Source organism: Embleya sp. NPDC020886 (assembly GCF_044333915.1).
Classification (GTDB): domain Bacteria; phylum Actinomycetota; class Actinomycetes; order Streptomycetales; family Streptomycetaceae; genus Embleya.
The window spans coordinates 91,665-110,793 of sequence record NZ_JBIRRX010000008.1 but is presented as its reverse complement, the minus strand read 5'-3'; the positions used below and the strand labels follow the sequence as shown (position 1 = coordinate 110,793).

Sequence of the window (19,129 nt, the reverse complement as noted above, 5' to 3'; positions counted from 1 at the left end):
TTCCGGCGTCGGTCCCAGGCGTCCGGTTCCGACGTCGGTCTCAGGCGTCCGCGTGCTCGGCCAGGTATTCGAGCTGGGCTCGGACCGACATCTCGGCGGCCCACCACAGTCCTCGGTCCACGTGCGCGTAGACCCGCTCCACCACGTCCTGGGCGGTCTTGTCGCCGGCGGCGACCGCGGCCCGCACCTGGGCCAGTCGGTCCGCCCGGTGCGAGAGGTAGAAGTCGAGCACGCCGGCCGCGTCGTCCAGGATCGGGCCGTGCGCGGGCAGTACGGCGGTGATCTCGCCGGATTCGGCGAGCGCGCGCAACCGGCGCAGCGAGTCCAGGTAGTCGCCGAGTCGCCCGTCCGGGTGCGCGACCACCGTGGTGCCCCGGCCGAGCACGGTGTCGCCGGTGACCACGAAGCGGTCCTCGGCCACCAGGAAACACACCGAGTCACCCGAATGGCCGGGGGTGACCAGCACCCGCAGGTCCAGTCCGCCGTCGTCGATCACCTGGCCGTCGACCAGGCCCTCGCCGCCGTAGCGCCACTGTGGGTCGACCGAGTGCACGACGGCGTTGGTGAGCGCCTTGAGGCCGGCCACACCGGCCGAGTGGTCGAGGTGGCCGTGGGTGAGCAGGATCCGGCTCACCCGGCGGCCGTCCGCCTCGACCGCGGCAACGATCGCGCGCAGGTGACCCTCGTCGTCGGGCCCCGGGTCGATCACCACGGCGGTATCCGCGCCGGGCTCGGCCACGATCCAGGTGTTGGTGCCGTCCAACGACATCGCGCTCGGGTTCGGCGCGAGCAGACACGTCACCCGTGGGCTCGCGGGTCCGCCGATGCTCTCCCGGGGATTGCCGGGCAGGGGCTGTGTGTTCATGGTCGCCATCCTGTACCTCGGTGCCGGTGCCTCGATCGCCCGGGGCCGATCCGGGCCCTGTGCGCGGACCGTCCCCGAGTCGTGCGCGGGGTCTCAGCGCAAACCGAACGGGTCCGCGATACCGGGCCATTCGAGCACGAGGCGGTCTCCCTCGAATCGGCCCTGCGCCATGATCGGGGTGATCTTTCGGTCCTGCGCGGCGGCCAGCGCCGCCGCCGGGTCGGCGAGCTCCGCGAGGTGGCGCAACGTGTCGATGGTGGGCGGCAACATCGCCATGTCCTGCGCCCGGTGCTGTTCCAGCGCGTCGGCGGGGCGGGCCCAGGTGACCCGGTCGGCCTCGCCGGAGACGTCCCGGGTGCGCTGGCCGGTGGGCAGGGCCGCGACGAAGAACCAGGTGTCGTAGCGCCGGTCCTCGAACTCCGGGGTGATCCAGCGCGCCCACGCGCCCAGCAGATCGGAGCGCAGCACCAGGTCGCGGCGCTCCAGGAACTCGGTCAGCGTCTGCTCGCGCGCCACCAGTGCCGCACGGTCCGCCTCCCAGTCCGCGCCGGTGGTGTCGGAGACGATCGTGCTGGGGTCGGGCCCGGCGAGCAGCACGCCGGACTCCTCGAAGGTCTCGCGCACAGCCGCGCAGACGATCGCGCGGGCCTCGGCGACGCCGGTGCCCAGGCGTTCGGCCCACACCTCGGGTGCGGGTCCGGCCCAGGCCACCGAGTGGTCCGCGTCGCGCGGGTCGACGCCGCCGCCGGGGAACGCGTACATCCCGGCTGCGAACTTCATCGTGGTGTGCCGGCGGAGCAGATACGCCTCGACGCCACCGGGGCGATCGCGCAGCAGCACCACGGTCGCCGCGCGACGCGGGGCGACCGGCTGTGCCTCGCCGGCGATGATCGCGCGGGCCCGCCCGGCCCAGGACGCGGGCATGCCCGACTGGGCGTTTCCGGCTTGCGTACTCCCCGTTTCGACCATGCGCGGGATCGTACGCCTGACCGTGTCAAGTTCCACCCCTCACCCCCGAAAACGATCGGACCCGACCCGAAAGGGGCGGGTCCGATCATCCTGGTGGCCGAATCGGTGGTTTGCTCAGACCACCTCGACGAGGATCTCCACCTCGACCGGGGCGTCCAGCGGCAACACGGCCACGCCGACCGCGCTGCGGGCGTGCCGTCCGGCCTCGCCGAAGACCTCGCCGAGCAGTTCGCTGGCGCCGTTGATCACACCGGGCTGACCGGTGAAGTCCGGGGCGCTGGCCACGAAGCCGACCACCTTGACCACCCGGCGCACCAGCGACAGGTCGCCCAGCTCGGACTTGACCGCCGCGAGCGCGTTCAGCGCGCACTGCCGGGCGAGGTCCTTGGCCTCCTCGGCGGTGACCTCGGCGCCGACCTTGCCGGTCGCGGGCAGCTTGCCCTCGATCATCGGCAACTGGCCGGAGGTGTGGATGTAGTTGCCGGTGCGGATCGCCGGCACGTAGGCGGCGACCGGGGGCACCACGCCGGGCAGGGTCAGGCCCAGCTCGGTGAGCCGCTGTTCGGGGTGTACCTCGCTCACTGGGCAGCCCCTTGCTTCGCGCGCTTCATGTAGGCCACCAGGCTCTCCGGGTTGGGGCCCGGCACGACCTGCACCAGTTCCCAGCCGTCGTCGCCCCAGTTGTCCAGGATCTGCTTGGTCGCGTGCACCAGCAGGGGGACGGTCACGTATTCCCACTTCGTCATGTGTGCAGACTTTAGACGGACACGTCGGGCGGTTCGACGGGGCGCCACGCCACCGGCGAGGACAACACCATCGTGCTGGACGGTTTCCCGTGCTCGGCGAGCCGGTCGATCAGCACCTGGAAGTCGGCCATGCTGGCCACCGCGACCATCAGCAGGCAACACGCGTCACCGGTGACCCGGTGCACCTGGAGCACCTCGGGCCAGTCGCGCACGGTGTCCGCGTCGCGGCGCAGCAGGCAGCCCGGGCCGTAGCAATTCATCCGGACCAGCGCCACCACCCCACGCCCGGCCGCGGCCGGGTCCACGTGCGCGTGGTAGCCGGTGATCACGCCCGCGTGTTCGAGCCGGCGCACCCGGGTGGCCACCGCGGGCGCGGAGAGGTTGATCCGTCGGGACAGCTCGTTGAGCGACACCCGGGCGTCGAGCTGTAGTTCGGCGAGCAATCTGCGGTCGATCGCGTCCATGCGCAGCCTCCGTTGTCGATCGTGAGGAGATGCCCCCGGATACCTTGCGAGCGTAAACCGAACCGGCCCTTCCGATGCCCGACACCCATTCCCAACCGAATGGTCGAACGATTCCATATGGGCACTCCCCGACCGGCCCCTTCCGGCGCACCGGCGGGACGGGTCGGAGAGGTGCTCTGCGATGACGGTCGACGAACGAACGCCCCGAGCCGAACCGGCCGGCGGGTGCCCGATGGCCGGCCCGCACCAGGACTTCGGCGACGCGGTCGCGCCGCCGTACGCGGACTACGTACAACTCGACCGACTGCTGTCCCTCCAGCACACCCGCACCGACGTGCCCGCCGAGTTGTCCTTCCTGATCTCCTCCCAGGTGATGGAACTGCTGTTCGCGCTGCTGCGGCAGGAGTGGACGACCGCGGGCGAGCGGCTGGACGCGGACGACCTGCCCGGCGCGATCGGCACCCTGCGGCGCAGCAGCCGCGAGTTGGACGTGCTGGTGTCCACGTGGGACCTGCTCGCCACGCTCACCCCCGGCGAGTTCGGCGCGTTCCGAGAGGCGCTCGGCGAGGCGTCCGGCTTCCAGTCGCATCTGTACCGGCACCTGGAGTTCCTGCTCGGGATCAAGCGCGCCGGCGTGCTGCGGCCCTACACCGGCTCCCCGCGGGTGCACGCCGAACTGGCCCGCTCGTTGCGTGCGCCGAGCCTGTACGACCACGCGCTGGGCGTGCTCGCCCGCCGCAGTCTGTACACCCCGGAACGCGGCGCGGACCCGAGCCGGCCGTACCAACCGTCCGAGGATGTCGAGCGCGCGTGGGCGCGCGCGTACACCGATGCCCTGCCCGACCTGGTCGAACTCGGCGAGACGCTCACCGACATCTCCGAGCGCTGGACCCGCTGGCGTGAGCGGCATCTGGCCGCCACACTGCGAGCGCTGGGAAATCGGCCGGGCACGGGTGGCTCGGCCGGAGCGTCTTGGTTGGAGCAGACCGTACGCGTGCGCGTTTTTCCCGAATTGTGGACCATGCGCACCTTGGTCGAACCATCGAAGGTCTGAGTTCATCGAAAGATGGGTGAAGCATGTCCGATTCCATGTCGAACACGGCCGCCGGCGATTCGTCGGGCCACTTCCCGACCGGTCGCCTCGGGGCCGATCGGGTCACCGAAGCCGCCAAGCTGGACGCGGCGGACCCGCTGGCGCACGTGCGCGAGCGTTTCCTCCTGCCGGCCGGCGTGATCTACCTCGACGGCAACTCGCTCGGCGCGCTGCCGGCCGCCGTACCCGAGGCGCTGAACGACGCGGTGCACCGCCAATGGGGTACCGACCTGATCCGTTCCTGGAACGCCAACGACTGGTGGAGCGCGCCCGCGCGGATCGGCGACCGGATCGGCGCCCTGATCGGCGCCGCGCCCGGCCGGGTGGTGTGCGGCGACTCGACGTCGGTGCAGATCTTCAACGCGGTCGCCGGGGCGTTGCGGCTGCGTCCGGGACGGACCGTGGTGCTGGCCGACCCGGACAGCTTCCCCACCGACCTCTACCTGGCCGACTCGATCGCGAAGCTGCTCGGCGCCCAGGTGCGCCGGGTCCCGGTCGGCGAGGTCGAGCAGGTGCTGCGCACGGACGGCGCCACGATCGCGGTGATCGCGTACAACCACGTCGACTACCGCAGCGGCGAACTGCGCGACCTGCCCGGCCTGACCGCCGCCGCGCACGCCGCGGGCGCGCTGGCGCTGTGGGACCTGTGCCACTCGGCGGGCGCCTTCCCGATCGACCTGGACGCGCACGAGGTCGACCTCGCCGTCGGGTGCGGCTACAAGTACCTGTCCGGCGGGCCCGGCGCGCCGGCGTTCGTCTATGTGGCCGAGCGGCACATCGCCGACTTCGCGCCCGCGCTGACCGGCTGGCACGGGCACGCGAACCCGTTCGGGATGGAACCCGGCTACACACCCGCGGCGGGCATCGAGCGGGCCCGGATCGGCACCCCGCCGCTGTTGTCGATGCTTGCGCTGGAGGCCGCGCTGAGCGCCTACGACGGCGTGTCGATGGCGGACGTGCGGGCCAAGGGCCTGGCACTGACCGACCTGTTCATCGCCTGCGTCGGCGACCTGGGCCTGGAGACGCTGACCCCGATCGAGCACGCCCGGCGCGGCAGCCAGGTCGCGGTGCGCCATCCGGAGCCGCACGCGGTGATGGCGGCGCTGATCGACCGAGGCGTGATCGGCGACGTGCGACCGCCGGACGTGCTGCGCTTCGGCTTCAACCCGCTGTATGTCGGCTACGCCGATGTGGTCGAGTCCGTGCGCGTCCTCGGCGACATCCTGGAAACGGGGGCGTACCGGGACGCGCGCTACGCCGTTCGGGCGACGGTGACGTGACGCGGGTCACCACGGGGGGATCACCTCCGACCGGGCGGGGAGCGGGTGGTTAGGCTCGACTCGTGAGTTTGGGTGCGCGGTCACACGGATCCGGTAACGCCTCGGCTGCGGCCGGATGGCGCAAGCCTTCGAGGGCAGGGATCCGGGCATGCCGACCACCCGAGACGATCGTCGCGCCGCACGACCCGACCGCGACCGCCGGACGGACGCCATGAGCACCTCCACCACGGCGGGCGCACGCACGACCGACGGCGACGCCGATTGGGAAGGCGTGCGCCTGCACGTGGTCAGCGGCAAGGGCGGCACCGGCAAGACCACCGTGGCCGCCGCGCTCGCGCTGGCGCTGGCCTCGGGTGGGCGGCGCACCCTGCTGGTCGAGGTGGAGGGGCGGCAGGGCATCGCCCAGCTCTTCGACTGTCCGCATCTGCCCTACGAGGACCGCAAAATCGCGGTCGCGCCGGGCGGCGGCGAGGTGTACGCACTGGCGATCGACCCGGAAGAGGCGCTGCTCGAATACCTCGACATGTTCTACCACCTGGGCCGGGCCGGAAAGGGCCTGAAGAAGCTCGGGGCGATCGACTTCGCGACCACCATCGCGCCGGGCCTGCGCGACGTGTTGTTGACCGGCAAGGCGTGCGAGTCGGCCCGCCGGCGCGCACACGGGCAATTCGCCTACGACGCGGTGGTGATGGACGCGCCGCCCACCGGCCGCATCGCGCGGTTCCTCAACGTCAACACCGAGGTGGCCGGGCTGGCCCGATTCGGCCCGATCCACACCCAGGCCGAGGCGGTGATGGGGGTGATCCGCTCGCCGCAGACCGCGGTGCACCTGGTCACCCTGCTGGAGGAGATGCCGGTCCAGGAAACCGTGGACGGCGTCACCGAGTTGCGCGACTCGGGCCTGCCCACCGGCGGCGTGGTGATCAACATGGCCCGACCGCCGCTCCAGGCCGAGGACGAGAGCGACACCGGGCAACGGCTGACGCCCGAACTGCTGGAGGCCGGTCTGATCGCCGGCGGCATCAAGCCCACCCGGCCGCTGATCTCCTCGCTGCTGGCCGAGGCCGACGAGCACGCGAGTCGGATCGAGCTGGAGAGCACGGGCCGCGCCCTGGTCCGCGGCCTGGACCTGCCGGTCTACGAACTGCCGCTGTTGGCCGACGGGATGGATCTGGGCGGTCTGTACCGCCTCGCCGAGGCGCTGCGCGAGCAGGGGATGGCATGAACAGGCTGGAGATCGACGAGCTGATCGACGACCCGGGCACCCGCATCCTGGTGTGCTGCGGCTCCGGCGGCGTCGGCAAGACCACCACGGCCGCGGCGCTGGGACTGCGCGCGGCCGAACGCGGTCGGGACGTGGTGGTGCTGACCATCGACCCGGCGCGCCGGCTGGCCCAGTCGATGGGCCTGAGCGAGTTGGACAACACGCCCCGCCGGGTCGTCGACGTGGACGAGACCAAGGGCGGCAGCCTGCACGCGATGATGCTCGACATGAAGCGCACGTTCGACGAGATCGTCGAGCAACACGCCGACCCCGAGCGCGCGCAGCAGATCCTGGACAACCCCTTCTACCAGTCGTTGTCCTCCAGCTTCGCCGGCACGCAGGAATACATGGCGATGGAGAAGCTGGGCCAGTTGCACGCGACCGGCGAATGGGACCTGATCGTGGTGGACACCCCACCGAGCCGGTCCGCGCTCGACTTCCTCGACGCCCCCCAGCGGCTGGGCTCGTTCCTGGACGGCCGGCTGATCCGCATACTCTCGGCCCCCGCGAAGGTCGGCGGGCGCGGTGCGCTCAAGTTCCTGTCCGCGGGCATGGGTTTGATGACCGGCGCGCTGAGCAAGGTGGTCGGCACCCATCTGCTGACCGACATCCAGACCTTCGTGGCCGCGCTCGACACCACCTTCGGCGGCTTCCGCAAGCGCGCGGACGCGACCTACAAGCTGCTCCAGGCCCGCGGCACCTCGTTCCTGGTGGTCGCCGCGCCGGAGAAGGACGCGCTGCGCGAGGCCGCGTACTTCGTCGACCGGCTGGGCACCGAGCGCATGCCGCTGGCCGGGCTGGTGCTCAACCGCGTGCACGCCACGCGGGCGGGCCGACTGTCCGCGGAACGCAGCCTGGCCGCGGCCGAGGCGCTGACCGAACAGGCGGAGCAGGACGAGGTCGATCCGGTCGGGTCCGCGTCGCACCCCGCGGACCTGCGCCTGGTCGCGGGGCTGCTCACGCTGCACGCCGAACGGCTGCGGGTGATCGACCGGGAGGAGCGGATGCGTACCCGCTTCACCTCGATCCACCCCGAGGTGCGGGTGGCCGAGGTCCCGGCGTTGCCCGGTGACGTGCACGACCTGGCAGGTCTGCGGGTGATCGGCGAGAGCCTGGGCGCGGGCTGAGCGCGTGGTCGGATCGCGAGCCGCCGGTCGGCGGGACGCGTTCGGGACGGGTCCGGGACCCGCGCGACGGCGGGCGGCCGGCACCTGATCCCTCGCCGGCCCGCCGGGACCCGGGCCTGACTCCCGGCCCCGGCGGGTGATGACGACTCGAACGTGGTGGTGTTCGGCTGCCTGTCGACACGTGTTCAGCGCGCGGCGCGCTCAGCCGGCAACCCGAAACTCCTCGTCTCCGTGGATGTCGCGCTCGTACTCCTCGCGCGCGGTCTCCAACAGCCGACGCCAGGACGTGATCATCGGCCGGCGACGAAGCAGCGCGCGCCGCTCCCGCTCGGTCATGCCGCCCCAGACGCCGAACTCCACTCGATTGTCCAGCGCGTCCGCCAGGCACTCGGTGCGGACCGGACACCCGGTGCACACTGCCTTGGCGCGATTCTGCGCCGCCCCCTGCACGAACAGCTCATCCGGATCGGTACTCCGGCAGGCGGCCTGCGTGCTCCAGTCGGTAACCCAGCTCATGCTGGTGCCGTCCTCTCCCGATTTTCGAGGCTCCCCCAACGGCGGCGAAGGGAATTCCCGACGCCAAGCAGGACGGTACGAAACCCTGGGCACGCGCAACAGCCCCTGCGCGGGCAGTCATCGATGGCCCGGAAGGACTATGCGCAAATATGGACCCACCCGTCCGGGTGAATGCTCTTGCGTTTCCGGTCACGGCTTCACTCAGAAGGAGGCACGCTGGCGGCACGAAGCTCGGCAGCAAGACCCGACATCCGGCCTCATTCACTCTAAAGAGTGAAATGCCTACTGACACGGATCCCCCGGCTGCTCCGCCAGCTTAGGCGAAGTCCCTTCCCCGCGTAGGGTGTTTGGCCACGTAGGCTGTCGCCCATGGCCCGAACTTCCTCCGGCTCGGCCCGCCCGAAACGCGGCTCGTCCGGCCCACGATCCCCGCTGGGCTTCGTGGGCCGCTTCGCCGCCTTCGTGGGTGCGAGCATCCTCGCCGGTGCCCTGGTCGCGGGAATCGCGCTGCCGTTCGTGGGCGGCTTCGGCCTGTCCGCGAAGGCGGCGTCGGAAAACTTCGACGACCTGCCCGGTGACCTGGATCAACCGTTCCTGTCGCAGCCGTCGTACATCCTCGACTCCGAGGGCAACCAGCTCGCGATGGTCTACGACCGGTATCGCATCCTGGTGAACTACGACCAGATCTCACCGATCATGCGTCAGGCGATCGTGGCGATCGAGGACTCGCGCTTCTACGAGCACGGTCCGATCGACCTCAAGGGCACGCTGCGCGCCCTGATGCGCAACCAGCAGTCGGGTGGCAGCGGATCCAAGCAGGGCGGTTCCAGCCTGACCCAGCAGTACGTGAAGAACATCTTCGTGGAGGAGGCCGGCAACGACCCGGCCAAGGTGGCCAAGGCACAGGCCCAGGAGATCTCCCGCAAGATCAAGGAGCTGAAGTACGCGATCGGCCTGGAACAGCGGCTGTCCAAGGACGAGATCCTGACCAGGTATCTCAACATCACCTTCTTCGGCCGCCAGGCGTACGGCGTGGAAGCCGCGTCGCAGCGCTACTTCAGCAAGCACGCCAAGGATCTGACCCTGCCCGAGGCGGCCACCCTGGCCGGCGTGGTGCAGGCCCCTTCGGCGTTCGACCCGATCGGCTATCCGAAGGCCGCCCGGGAACGCCGCAACATCGTGTTGCAGCGCATGGCCGAGGTGAAGGTCATCTCGCAGGTCGAGGCCGACGCGGCCAAGGCCACCGAACTGAACCTGAAGACCCAGCCGCTGCCCAACGGCTGCATCACCGCCGACCAGATCGACGGTGCCGCGTTCTTCTGCGACTACGTCGAACGGGTGGTCAAGAACGATCCGGCCTTCGGCGCGAATCGGGAGGAACGCGACAAGATGTGGCGTGAGGGTGGCCTGCGGATCACCACCACGTTGGACCGAAAGGCCCAGAAGGCGGCCTACACCGCCGCAACCAAGGGTGTACTGCAAAAGGACCCGGTCGCCGACGCGGTCGTGATGGTCGAACCGGGCACCGGCCGGATCAAGGCGATGGCGCAGAGTCGGCCGTACGGCTTCGGCGACTACGAGACCACCCTGAACTACTCGGTCGACCACTCCATGGGCGGCTCGACGTACGGCTTCCAGACCGGGTCGACCTTCAAGCCGATCACCGCCGCGGCGGCGCTGGAGAACGGGATGAAGGTCGATCAGGAGTATTCGACCGAAGCCCAGATGGACATGCGGAAGGAGAAGTTCCGCACGTGTGACAAGCCGACTTCGCCGGACCCCTCGTTCAAGGTGAACAACGAGAGCACGAGCGAGGTCGGCACCTGGAACATGCAGACCGCGCTGGAGAAGTCGATCAACACGTACTTCGTCCTGTTGTCCAAGGACGTGGGGCTGTGTCCGATCGCGACGCTGGCGGATCAGCTCGGGGTGCACTCGGGCGACGGCAAGGCACTGCAGCAGGTGGGCAGCATGACGCTCGGCTCCAACACGGTGGCACCGCTGAACATGGCCGCCGCGTATGCCGCGTTCGCCAGCCGTGGCGTCTACTGCTCGCCGGTCGCGGTCACCGAGGTGGCCAAGCTCGACGGCACCAAGTTGTCCGTCCCCCAGGCGGGCTGCAAGCAGGTGATGAAGCAGAGCACCGCGGACACGATCAACGCCCTGCTGGAGGGTGTGGTCGAGGACGGCACCGGAACCCAGGCCGGCCTCAAGGATCGCGACAACGCGGGCAAGACCGGCACCACCGACTACCGCAAGGCCGCCTGGTTCGTCGGCTACACGCCGAACATGTCCACGGCGGTGTGGGTCGGCGGCGCCAAGGACGACGTCAAGATGTTCGACATCACCATCGCCGGCGTCACGCACGACAAGGTCTACGGCGGACAGGTACCGGGGCCGATCTGGAAGAGCGCCATGAACGGGGCGCTCAAGGGCCTGGACTCGCCGAGGTTCGTCGACCCGCCCTCGGGCACGATCCCCTCGAAGCCGGACCCGAACAAGAAGCCGACGGACGGCAAGCCGCGGGACCGGGACCAGAACCGGCCGCCGAACGGCGGCAGCACCACACGACCGCAGTGGCCGCCGGTGACCACGCCGCCGCGCACCACGCCGCCGCCGGGCGGCGGCACCACCAAGCCGCCGGAGACTCCGCGACCGGGTCATTCGTGGCCGCCGATCGGGGGCTGGCCCGGGGGTGATGACGGGTGACGGGTGACGGGGTCGTGCGGATCTCGTCGATCTCGTCGACCCTGCCTACCCCGTGACGAATGACTGTGGCGGTGCCCCCTGTTTCTTGGGGAGCACCGCCACAGTCATTCGTGGAGCGAGGTCGGGCCGGGTGGGCCCGAGGGCACCAGGGGTGGGCGTCAGACGCCGAGCTGGCTCTTGATCTCGGCGGCGATCCGGCCGCCCTCGGCCTTGTCGCCGACCTTGGGGCGAACCACCTTCATCACCTGGCCCATCGCCTGCGGACCGCTCGCCCTGGTCTGCGCGATGGCGTCCGCGACGATCACCTTGAGCTCGTCGTCGGACAGTTGCGCCGGCAGGTAGGCCGCGAGGACCTCGCCCTCGGCACGCTCGCGCGCGGCGGACTCGGTCCGGCCGCCGTTCTCGAAGGCTTCGGCGGCCTCCCGGCGCTTCTTCGCCTCGCGCACGATGACCTTGACGACCTCGTCGTCGGACAGCTCGCGGGCGGTCTTGCCCGCGACCTCCTCGTTGGTGATCGCGGTCAGGGTGAGGCGCAGCGTCGAGGAGACCAGTTCGTCACGGGACCGGATGGCCTCGGTGAGGTCGCTCTGCAAACGGCTCTTGAAGGTGCTCATGCGCTCAAGTGTCGCAGCCGCGGGTGTGCGGCCGTACCGAATTACCCGGGCGTGCGGCGCACCGGTCCGGCGGCGGCCGGGTAATTCGGGCGGATCCGGGCGGTCCGGCCGCGCCGTCGCACGAAGTCCCGCGCGGCACCGGGCAGGACCCGCCGTACCGCCTCCAGGAGTCCGCCCGCCGGCCTCGCGGAGTCCGGTGCACCCGCCCCGCGGGGTCGTCCGCGACACCGAGACTGCCGACGACCGGCCGGTTCTGCCAGCATGGAGGGATGCGACCGCGTTCAGCCTTCCCCCTTGCCGTTGCCGTCACCGGGGCCGCCTGCCTCACCTATGCGGCGGCCTACGAGGCCCGTTCGTTCCGTCTGCGCCGGGTGGAGGTGCCGGTATTGCCACGCGGGGCGCGGCCGGTACGGATCCTTCAGGTGTCCGACATCCACATGGTCTCCGGCCAACGCCGCAAACAGGAGTGGCTGCGTCGACTCGACGCGCTGCACCCCGACTTCGTGCTGAACACCGGCGACAACCTCTCCGATCCGGACGCCGTACCCGAGACGCTGGACGCGCTGGGCCCGCTGCTCGGCCGCCCGGGGGCGTACGTATTCGGATCCAACGACTACTACGGCCCGCGCCCCAAGGACCCCACCGGCTACCTCCGCCGCGACGACGGCACCCGCCGACTCGGCCCCGAGAACCCGTGGACCGACCTGCGCGACGGCTTCGCCACGGCCGGCTGGGAAAACCTCAACAACGCCCGAGGCCGACTCAAGGTGGACGGCCTGGAGATCGAGCTGGTCGGCCTGGACGACCCGCACATCGACCGCGACCGCTACGAACAGGTGGCCGGCGGCCCCGACCCGGCCGCGGACATCTCCCTCGCCGTCGTACACGCCCCGTACCTGCGCGCCCTCGACGCCTTCACCGCCGAGGGCTACCCCCTGGTGATCGCCGGCCACACCCACGGCGGCCAGGTCTGCGTCCCCTTCTACGGCGCCCTCACCACGAACTGCGACCTCGACCGCAAACGCGCCAAGGGCCTGTCCAGGCACACCTCCGCCGACCGCGAGTCCTACCTCCACGTCTCCGCCGGCTGCGGCACCTCCCGCTACGCCCGCTTCCGCTTCGCCTGCCCCCCCGAGGCCACCCTCCTCACCCTGACCCCCCGCCAGTCCACCGCCGCCCCCACCCCCCGCTAAACCGGATTTCGCCTCAGGCCCCCGACCCGCTAAGCTGAACGCGCAGCATCGGGGTGTGGCGCAGCTTGGTAGCGCGCTTCGTTCGGGACGAAGAGGCCGTGGGTTCAAATCCCGCCACCCCGACCAGCAGTACAGAGGCTCTATCGGAGAGATCCGATAGAGCCTCTGTCGCGTTGCCGGCACGAAAGTACAGCAACCACACCGGTTGCCGGCGGTGTTCATCAACCGGCGGCTGCGCCTGCCCGCCGATCTTCCCCGCCGCGAACGGCGGATCGGGAACCGTCTACGGCTGCCCCAAGCGGTCACGGTGGGGATGCGCCAACCTGATCGCCCGCTGGGAGAAGAGCCGTGAGCCAATGAAACCGACTACGGGGCCGCGCTCGATCCGCTTGGGTCGCGCGTCAGCTCTCGTAATGGTAGCGGCACTGTGCGATCAGGACCGTGTCCTCGGTGGCCTTGTAGATCAATCGGTGCTCGTCGTTGATACGGCGTGACCAGTAGCCCTGGAACCCGTGCTTGAGCGGTTCCGGTTTGCCGATCCCCTCGTTGCCGTTCCGGGAGATGTCCGCGATAAGCGTATTGATGCGCTTCAGAACCTTCCGGTCCTGAAGCTGCCACCAGAGGTAGTCCTCCCAGGCGCGGGAGGAGAAGGTGATCTTCATCCGCCGGCCCTCATTCGTCGGTCGTCAGCTCGCGTACGGTGCCGCCGCCGTTTTCCAACTCGTCGATGGACGCAAGCAGACGCCGGGCGTTCGCAGGGCTTCGCAACAGGTATGCCGTCTCCTTCAGGGACTCGTAGTCCTCAAGGGAGACGATGACGACCGGGTCGTGTCCGGCTCGGGTGATGACAACCTCTTCGCGGTCGTCGTTGACGGAGTTGAGCACCTCGGCATACCGCGCGCGAGACTCGGAGTACGTCATGGTCTTCATAGCCAACCCTTCCTCATCGTACAAGAAATTGTACGTCGACCTTCATGGTGCGGCAATCGCTTGGCCGACTGTCGCGGACGGGTAGCAGGAGGGCCGTGCTGCTCGGCGCCTTGACGCTGCCATCAGTCTGCCCACAGCAGCACGGCGACCACCCGGGCCCAGCTCGCGGACGACCGTGCCGGCGCACCACAGAAACTCTGCGCGTGGAGGGGTTCGACCCCGCCGCCTTCGACCCCGACGCCTTGGACCGGCAACTGGCCGCGCTGGAGCCGCGTCGGCCCACAGCCACCGCAGCATCCGCGTCCGCCGAGGCCACCCTCGGCAGGCAGCACTGCTCCTGCGGGAAGTTCCAGGACGACGATCTCGACATGGAATTCGTCCCGGTGCGCCCTGTCTCCCTGGCACCGAGCGCGGACCTGGCCGCCGCCGCACGGCAGGTGCCGCTGATCGACTCCGCGCTCCGTCTGGCCCACTGGTGCCGGGCGGGACGAGCCGTCACGTCCCGGGACGTACTCAAACCCGCACTCGGCCGCCGGGCCGTCCAGGAACTCGACCTGTGGTCCCAGGACGACGAGCTGAGCGCACTCCAGCCGGCGGAGCGTGGCCAGCGGCTGGGGCGCCTACGCAGTTCCGGCGACCTGCCCTGCCTGGACAACCCCTGGCGGCTCGCCCTGTACGCGGACTTGGTGGAGATCCGTGCAGGCACCGCACGGCCCGGCGCCGGCCTGCCCGCCACGGCAGGAGACGAAGGAGTCGTGGAGCTCTGGTGCGAGTCGCTCCTGGACGAACTCGACGCCCTGAACGACCTCGAAAACCTCGGCCTGCCCCCAGTGTTGTTGACGGCGCTCGACATGCGGAGCGAGGACGGCGAAGCCTTGGCGACAGCCGTCCTGCGGGCTCTGTACGAGGTTCCCGAAGGCGAATGGCTGGACACGGCGCTGCTCCTCGGCGCCCTCCGCGACGGCCTCCCCGATCAGGAGGCGCGACTGGTCGAACTGCTCCTCGTGCAAACCCTCGAGTACGCGGCCGTGGTCCAAGTGAGCCCACCATGCGTCGTCGCGGGCCGCAGGAGAGAAGTACGTCCGGTACACCCAGCGGGTCCGCTCGCCGCCGACGGACTCACGGACTCGGCGCAGGTGGCCGGCCGTCGACAGCGCGGTGAGCGCGGAGCGGACGGCTTGTTGTCCGTAGCGGGGAAGGGATTTGGCAAGCGTCTTGACGTCCATCGCGGCGCCGTTCGGCAGGCGGTCGACGTAGGCGGCGATATGGGCCTCGCGCTCGGGCAGATGTACGAAATCCGGCCTGCGGCGCGAGGGTTGGTCGGAGATTGCGCGTTTGCCGTAGCCCGGATTGGCCATTGGGTGCGCGGATTGGCCCGGGGCGGCGTTAAGGTTTTCGGAAGCCATGGGATCGCCTTTCACGATCGTTGTGGTCAGACCCCGGTTCGGTGATATTGCACCCTGCCGGGGTCGTTCGTTGTCGCGAACCTATGGCGGCGCAACGCTGTGCGGCAAGCCGGTCACAAATAGTCATACATGCAGATCGCGTTCGATCCGCGCGCGCGTCAAGCGGGCATGGGGAGGGCGGGTGGGTGGGTTCTATCAGCCACCCAATCGATAGGAAGGCGCTCGGGTCTCGACGCTCGCCGCCCGACGCCCGTGCTTCGAGCCTCGGCGCCCGGCGAAGCGGACCCGCCGACCGCCCGTTCGCGGACCGGCGGCGGTCGAACAGACGGCACGCGGGACCACACAGCCACCAAATCATCCAGGCCCGGGAGCTTCCTCTTCGCGAGTATCCATTTCCGCGAAGACGACTTTGCCCGGCCCTGATCGCTCAGCCACGCCCCAACAGGCCGCGACGGAACTGATGAGAAGCAGACCACGACCGTTCTCGGCGTCTCCGGTCGTAGTGGGCGCACACACCGGTCGGGCGGGGTGAGCGTCGGCCACCTCGACCCGAACCACACCGGTCGCCCTGTCGTAGGCGAGTCGCAGCGCGAAATCGGTGTCCGGAACGCGCCCGTGCAGCACGGCATTCGCGGCGAGTTCTCCAACCACCAGGGCCACCGTTTCGGATGCGTTGCTGCCGTACGGAATGCCCCAGGTCGCCAGCTGGTATGTGGCGAGACGACGTGCCTGGCGCGCACCGCTCCCGGTGGCCGCGAAGCACTGTGTGAACACGCTTGCGGTGGAGCCGACTTGCTTCAGCGGAAAGGTCATCCCCCAGATTTCGCAGCTCGGCAGGGCCAAGAACAGGGATTGCGCCAGTACAACCCGATCTGTACTGGTTGACCATATGGACTGGGTGGGTAACCCACCGTGACAATGAACCACGTTGCCGGGGCTCGGGAACGGAGGGTGGCGGGGATGACGGCGGAGAATGGTGGCAGATGCGGTGAGCCGGAGTTGTCGGACAGTCTCAAGACGTTCGGCGTGGTTCTCAAGGCACTGAGAGACGAAGCCGGCCTGACACAAGAGGAGTTCGCGCCACTCGTGGGCTACTCGGGTCACTACGTCGCCAAGATCGAGCAGGGCAAGCGCTTCCCTCCCAAGGACTTGGTGACACGCTCCGAAGCGGCGCTCGGACCGACCGCGGGGCGCGTGCTGAAGGCGGCGGCGCAGACCTTGTCGCGTAAGGCGGGGTTGGCGTCGTGGTTCCGGCAATGGGCGGGGATCGAGGAGGACGCGGTATCGCTGTGCACTTATGAGTGCCGGGCGGTCCCAGGACTACTGCAACCAGAGACATATGTCCGAACCATCTTCGAGCGTAGGCTGCCTCCGCTGTCCGAAGAACAGATCGAACAGCAGGTGATCGCTCGGCTCGAACGACAGCGCCTACTGACCGAACGACCAAACACGGCGTTCAGCTTCATCATCGAACAGGCCCTGCTGGAAAGGCGCTTGGGAGGCATGGAGGTCACCCGCGCCCTGCTCGACCAGCTCCTCGCACACACCAGGCTGCGCAATGTGGAGATCCAGGTCATGCCTCTGCGCCAAGAGGACCACGCGGGGATCGACGGCCTCATCTATCTGGCCGAGACCGCCGAGCACAACTGGGTCGGATATTCCGAGGGCCAACAGTCCAGCGTTCTGATCACAAGTCCGAAAGACGTGAGCGCGATGCTCCAGCGCTATGGCAGGCTGCGCTCGCAGGCCCTCGGCCACGATGCCACGGTGAGCCTGTTGGAGGAAATGCGAGGAGCGCCATGAATACCCGAGAGTCGCCATGGTTCAAGAGCAGCTACAGCGGCAGCTCCGGCGACAATTGCGTCGAGGTTGCCGTGCTCCCCAGGATGATCCGTATCCGGGACTCCAAGGACGTACGCATCCAGCCTCTCGCCGTCTCGCCCACCGCTTGGACCCGCTTCACCGCGCACACGGCGGGCAACCCGGGCTGAGTGCCGCGACGCCGGCCGAGCCGGGCGAGGGCCGGTAAAGCGACGGCCGGTGTCTATGGTGGTTCGGTTGGTCGGCTTCCGCTCGCCCCGCCGGGGGCGGCGAGCGCAGCCGTTGTCGTCTTGTGAACGAGGTAGTACCACCATGCCCTCAGCCCGTGCGCGGACGCACCGTGATCCCGTCGCCCAGTCGGCGCCGAGCGGGCGAACCGGTCGGGCGCCCGGGGCCGTGCTGACGCTGGTCGCGCTGTTCCTGGTGGCGATCAATCTGCGGGCCGCGATCACCGATGTGCCACCGCTGCTCACTTCCATTCGGGACGACCTCGGGCTGTCGGGGGCCGCCGCCGGGGTGTTGACGGCGATTCCGGTGGTGTCGATGGGGGTGTTCGCGCCGCTCGCGCATCGTGGGGCCGCGCGGTACGGGTATGAGCGCACCGTGGCCGCGTCGGTGGTCGTGCTGCTGGTGGGGGTGCTGATCCGGCTGGGTGGGGCCTCGGTCGTGCCGCTGTTTTCGGGCACGCTGGTTGCCGGCGCCGGGATCGCGGTGCTGGGCGCGGCGCTGCCGGGGGTGGTCAAGACGCACTTCGCCGAGCGGGCGGGGGCGGTCACCGGGTTGTACAGCGCGGCGGTCGGGGTCGGCGCGGCGGGTGCGAGTGCGCTCGCCGTACCGCTGTCCGACGCGTTCGGATCCTGGCAGCTCTCCCTCGGTGTGGTCGCGGTCCCTGCCGTGCTGGGGCTGTTCGCCTGGCTGCCGGTGATCCGACGCGCGAAGCCGGTACGGACCGACCCGAGCCGCGCGGGCACCACCGACGCGACCGCGGCCCGACCCACAGGGCGCACGCCCGGGAGTACGAAGCCCACGCCCGCACCGGCCACCGCGGCGCCCGACACCTCCCCCTGGCGACGCCCCGTGGCCTGGATCCTCGCGGTCTTCCTGGTCATGCAGACCAGCGCGTACTACGGCGTGGTCGGCTGGGTTCCCGCCGCCTACGAGGAGCAGGGCTGGAGTGCCGAGCGCGCGGGCCTGCTGCTGTCCGTGTTCGGCCTCACCGGCATCGTCTCCGGCCTGGTGATCCCGTTGCTCGCGGACCGCTTCGCCGACCCCCGGCCGCTGTTCGCGGTCACCGTCGCGGGTGCGGTGGTCGGCATGGGCCTGCTCGCGTTCGCGCCGAATCTGGCGCCGTGGCCCACCATCGCACTGCTCGGCCTGACCCTCGGCGGCGCGTTCCCGTTGATGTTGGTGATGCTCGTCCGGTTCGCGCCGAGCCCGGCGGCGGCCGGCCGGCTGTCCGCGATGACATTCCTGATCGGTTATCCGATCGCCGCGGCCCTACAGATCGTGTTCGGCACGATCCACGACGCGACCGGCGACTACACGGCGGTGTTCGGCGTGCTGTTCGCGATGACACTGGTGGAACTCGTGGTCTGCCTCGGTTTGAATCCCAAGCATGCCCGGCACACCTGACCACCCGTCACCGCGGACCGACGCCTCCGAGCACCCCTCGCTGTCCGTCCTCCCGCCACCGCTCCTCCCGCCGCGCTTTCGGGCCGTCCCCTACGTCTACGCCCGTCACCCGCAGGCGGCCCCGGCCGGTGACCTGTCGGCCGGGGCCAACTGTCAGCTCTACGCGTACGCCTTCCTCGCCCATCACGGTCTGCGCGTCCCACCGCTGCGCTCGTCCGACCTGTGGACCGACGACGCCGCGACCGTCCGCGTGGTGGGCGAACCCGAGCCGTTGGACCTGGTCCTGTTCGACGGCGGCCCGCGCCCGGACCGGGATCCCGGCTACGCCGCGCACATCGGCGTGCACCTGGGCCCGGATCGGGTGCTGCACCTGTGTCGGGAGGTCGGCCGGCCGGCGATCTGGTCGTACACCGAGTTCGCCGCCCGTCCGCACTACGCCCGCCTGCTCGGAGTCAAGCGGTGCCGGAGAGTAACGGAACACAAGCGCACCCTCGCGTAGT

The 19,129-nt window shown here is 69.9% G+C and carries 21 protein-coding genes and 1 tRNA gene; 12 read left to right on the top strand and 10 right to left on the bottom strand.

Annotation, left to right across the window (positions count from 1 at the left end):
* Positions 1–40 precede the first annotated feature (40 nt).
* The 5 genes from ACH4U8_RS26700 to ACH4U8_RS26680 all read right to left on the bottom strand — a co-directional run bounded on the left by ACH4U8_RS26700 (position 41) and on the right by ACH4U8_RS26680 (position 3,044).
* Entirely contained in the window at positions 41–874 is an 834-nt protein-coding gene (locus ACH4U8_RS26700) for an MBL fold metallo-hydrolase (protein ID WP_360316016.1), read from the bottom strand.
* Positions 875–958: 84 nt separating this feature from the next.
* Positions 959–1,834: an NUDIX hydrolase gene (locus tag ACH4U8_RS26695; protein WP_395780718.1), complete on the bottom strand. Its 876-nt coding sequence runs from the start codon at positions 1,832–1,834 to the stop codon at positions 959–961.
* 114 nt (positions 1,835–1,948) lie between these two features.
* A complete protein-coding gene (locus tag ACH4U8_RS26690) occupies positions 1,949–2,416 on the bottom strand; it encodes a RidA family protein (protein WP_360316013.1) in 468 nt (155 codons plus the stop codon).
* Positions 2,413–2,580 (bottom strand): hypothetical protein, encoded by a 168-nt coding sequence (locus ACH4U8_RS26685; RefSeq protein ID WP_360316010.1) that lies wholly within the window; start codon positions 2,578–2,580, stop codon positions 2,413–2,415. The genes ACH4U8_RS26690 and ACH4U8_RS26685 overlap by 4 nt, the downstream gene beginning before the upstream one ends.
* A gap of 11 nt (positions 2,581–2,591) precedes the next feature.
* A complete protein-coding gene (locus ACH4U8_RS26680; RefSeq protein ID WP_360316008.1) occupies positions 2,592–3,044 on the bottom strand; it encodes an Lrp/AsnC family transcriptional regulator in 453 nt (150 codons plus the stop codon).
* Positions 3,045–3,225: 181 nt separating this feature from the next.
* Here ACH4U8_RS26680 and ACH4U8_RS26675 point away from each other — a divergent pair, with 181 nt between their 5' ends.
* The 4 genes from ACH4U8_RS26675 to ACH4U8_RS26660 all read left to right on the top strand — a co-directional run bounded on the left by ACH4U8_RS26675 (position 3,226) and on the right by ACH4U8_RS26660 (position 7,808).
* Complete coding sequence (locus tag ACH4U8_RS26675) at positions 3,226–4,098, top strand: tryptophan 2,3-dioxygenase (protein WP_395780716.1); 873 nt, start codon at positions 3,226–3,228, stop codon at positions 4,096–4,098.
* A 23-nt stretch (positions 4,099–4,121) separates the two neighbouring features.
* Positions 4,122–5,417: a kynureninase gene (gene kynU, locus ACH4U8_RS26670; RefSeq protein WP_395780714.1), complete on the top strand. Its 1,296-nt coding sequence runs from the start codon at positions 4,122–4,124 to the stop codon at positions 5,415–5,417.
* Between the two features lie 211 nt (positions 5,418–5,628).
* Entirely contained in the window at positions 5,629–6,642 is a 1,014-nt protein-coding gene (locus ACH4U8_RS26665) for an ArsA-related P-loop ATPase (RefSeq protein ID WP_395780712.1), read from the top strand.
* Positions 6,639–7,808 carry an ArsA family ATPase gene (locus ACH4U8_RS26660; protein WP_360315997.1) on the top strand — a complete coding sequence of 390 codons (1,170 nt, stop codon included), beginning with the start codon at positions 6,639–6,641 and terminating at the stop codon, positions 7,806–7,808. Before ACH4U8_RS26665 ends, ACH4U8_RS26660 begins: the two co-directional genes overlap by 4 nt.
* Before the next feature lie 201 nt (positions 7,809–8,009).
* Here the strand turns inward: ACH4U8_RS26660 and ACH4U8_RS26655 are convergent, their stop codons facing one another.
* Complete coding sequence (locus tag ACH4U8_RS26655; RefSeq protein ID WP_020554910.1) at positions 8,010–8,324, bottom strand: WhiB family transcriptional regulator; 315 nt, start codon at positions 8,322–8,324, stop codon at positions 8,010–8,012.
* 369 nt (positions 8,325–8,693) lie between these two features.
* Here ACH4U8_RS26655 and ACH4U8_RS26650 point away from each other — a divergent pair, with 369 nt between their 5' ends.
* Positions 8,694–11,033 carry a transglycosylase domain-containing protein gene (locus ACH4U8_RS26650; protein WP_395780710.1) on the top strand — a complete coding sequence of 780 codons (2,340 nt, stop codon included), beginning with the start codon at positions 8,694–8,696 and terminating at the stop codon, positions 11,031–11,033.
* Between the two features lie 158 nt (positions 11,034–11,191).
* Here ACH4U8_RS26650 and ACH4U8_RS26645 read toward each other — a convergent pair whose 3' ends face one another.
* Positions 11,192–11,647, bottom strand: coding sequence for a GatB/YqeY domain-containing protein (locus ACH4U8_RS26645; protein ID WP_395780709.1), 456 nt, complete (start codon positions 11,645–11,647; stop codon positions 11,192–11,194).
* 269 nt (positions 11,648–11,916) lie between these two features.
* Here ACH4U8_RS26645 and ACH4U8_RS26640 point away from each other — a divergent pair, with 269 nt between their 5' ends.
* The gene (locus tag ACH4U8_RS26640; protein WP_360315988.1) at positions 11,917–12,840 is read left to right on the top strand and encodes a metallophosphoesterase; all 924 of its coding nucleotides are present in this window, start codon (positions 11,917–11,919) and stop codon (positions 12,838–12,840) included.
* A 49-nt stretch (positions 12,841–12,889) separates the two neighbouring features.
* Positions 12,890–12,966 (top strand) — tRNA-Pro (locus ACH4U8_RS26635).
* Positions 12,967–13,241: 275 nt separating this feature from the next.
* Here ACH4U8_RS26635 and ACH4U8_RS26630 read toward each other — a convergent pair.
* The gene (locus ACH4U8_RS26630) at positions 13,242–13,502 is read right to left on the bottom strand and encodes a Txe/YoeB family addiction module toxin (RefSeq protein WP_379989179.1); all 261 of its coding nucleotides are present in this window, start codon (positions 13,500–13,502) and stop codon (positions 13,242–13,244) included.
* A 10-nt stretch (positions 13,503–13,512) separates the two neighbouring features.
* Positions 13,513–13,770, bottom strand: coding sequence for a type II toxin-antitoxin system prevent-host-death family antitoxin (locus ACH4U8_RS26625; protein WP_360316068.1), 258 nt, complete (start codon positions 13,768–13,770; stop codon positions 13,513–13,515).
* A 203-nt stretch (positions 13,771–13,973) separates the two neighbouring features.
* On the opposite strand from ACH4U8_RS26625, the gene ACH4U8_RS26620 reads away from it, so the two are divergent.
* Positions 13,974–15,221 (top strand): hypothetical protein, encoded by a 1,248-nt coding sequence (locus tag ACH4U8_RS26620; RefSeq protein WP_395780707.1) that lies wholly within the window; start codon positions 13,974–13,976, stop codon positions 15,219–15,221.
* A gap of 309 nt (positions 15,222–15,530) precedes the next feature.
* On the opposite strand, the gene ACH4U8_RS26615 is transcribed toward ACH4U8_RS26620, so the two are convergent.
* On the bottom strand, positions 15,531–15,989 hold the full coding sequence (locus tag ACH4U8_RS26615) for an ATP-binding protein (RefSeq protein ID WP_395780705.1): 459 nt from the start codon (positions 15,987–15,989) through the stop codon (positions 15,531–15,533).
* 147 nt (positions 15,990–16,136) lie between these two features.
* Between ACH4U8_RS26615 and ACH4U8_RS26610 the strand changes: the two genes are divergently transcribed.
* The 4 genes from ACH4U8_RS26610 (at position 16,137) to ACH4U8_RS26595 (ending at position 19,128) form a co-directional block, all read left to right on the top strand.
* Entirely contained in the window at positions 16,137–16,979 is an 843-nt protein-coding gene (locus ACH4U8_RS26610; RefSeq protein WP_395780703.1) for a helix-turn-helix domain-containing protein, read from the top strand.
* Positions 16,976–17,167 (top strand): DUF397 domain-containing protein, encoded by a 192-nt coding sequence (locus tag ACH4U8_RS26605; RefSeq protein WP_395780701.1) that lies wholly within the window; start codon positions 16,976–16,978, stop codon positions 17,165–17,167. The genes ACH4U8_RS26610 and ACH4U8_RS26605 overlap by 4 nt, the downstream gene beginning before the upstream one ends.
* A gap of 142 nt (positions 17,168–17,309) precedes the next feature.
* Positions 17,310–18,629 (top strand): CynX/NimT family MFS transporter, encoded by a 1,320-nt coding sequence (locus ACH4U8_RS26600; RefSeq protein ID WP_395780699.1) that lies wholly within the window; start codon positions 17,310–17,312, stop codon positions 18,627–18,629.
* Positions 18,613–19,128 carry a cell wall hydrolase gene (locus tag ACH4U8_RS26595; RefSeq protein ID WP_395780697.1) on the top strand — a complete coding sequence of 172 codons (516 nt, stop codon included), beginning with the start codon at positions 18,613–18,615 and terminating at the stop codon, positions 19,126–19,128. The genes ACH4U8_RS26600 and ACH4U8_RS26595 overlap by 17 nt, the downstream gene beginning before the upstream one ends.
* Position 19,129: the final 1 nt, after the last annotated feature.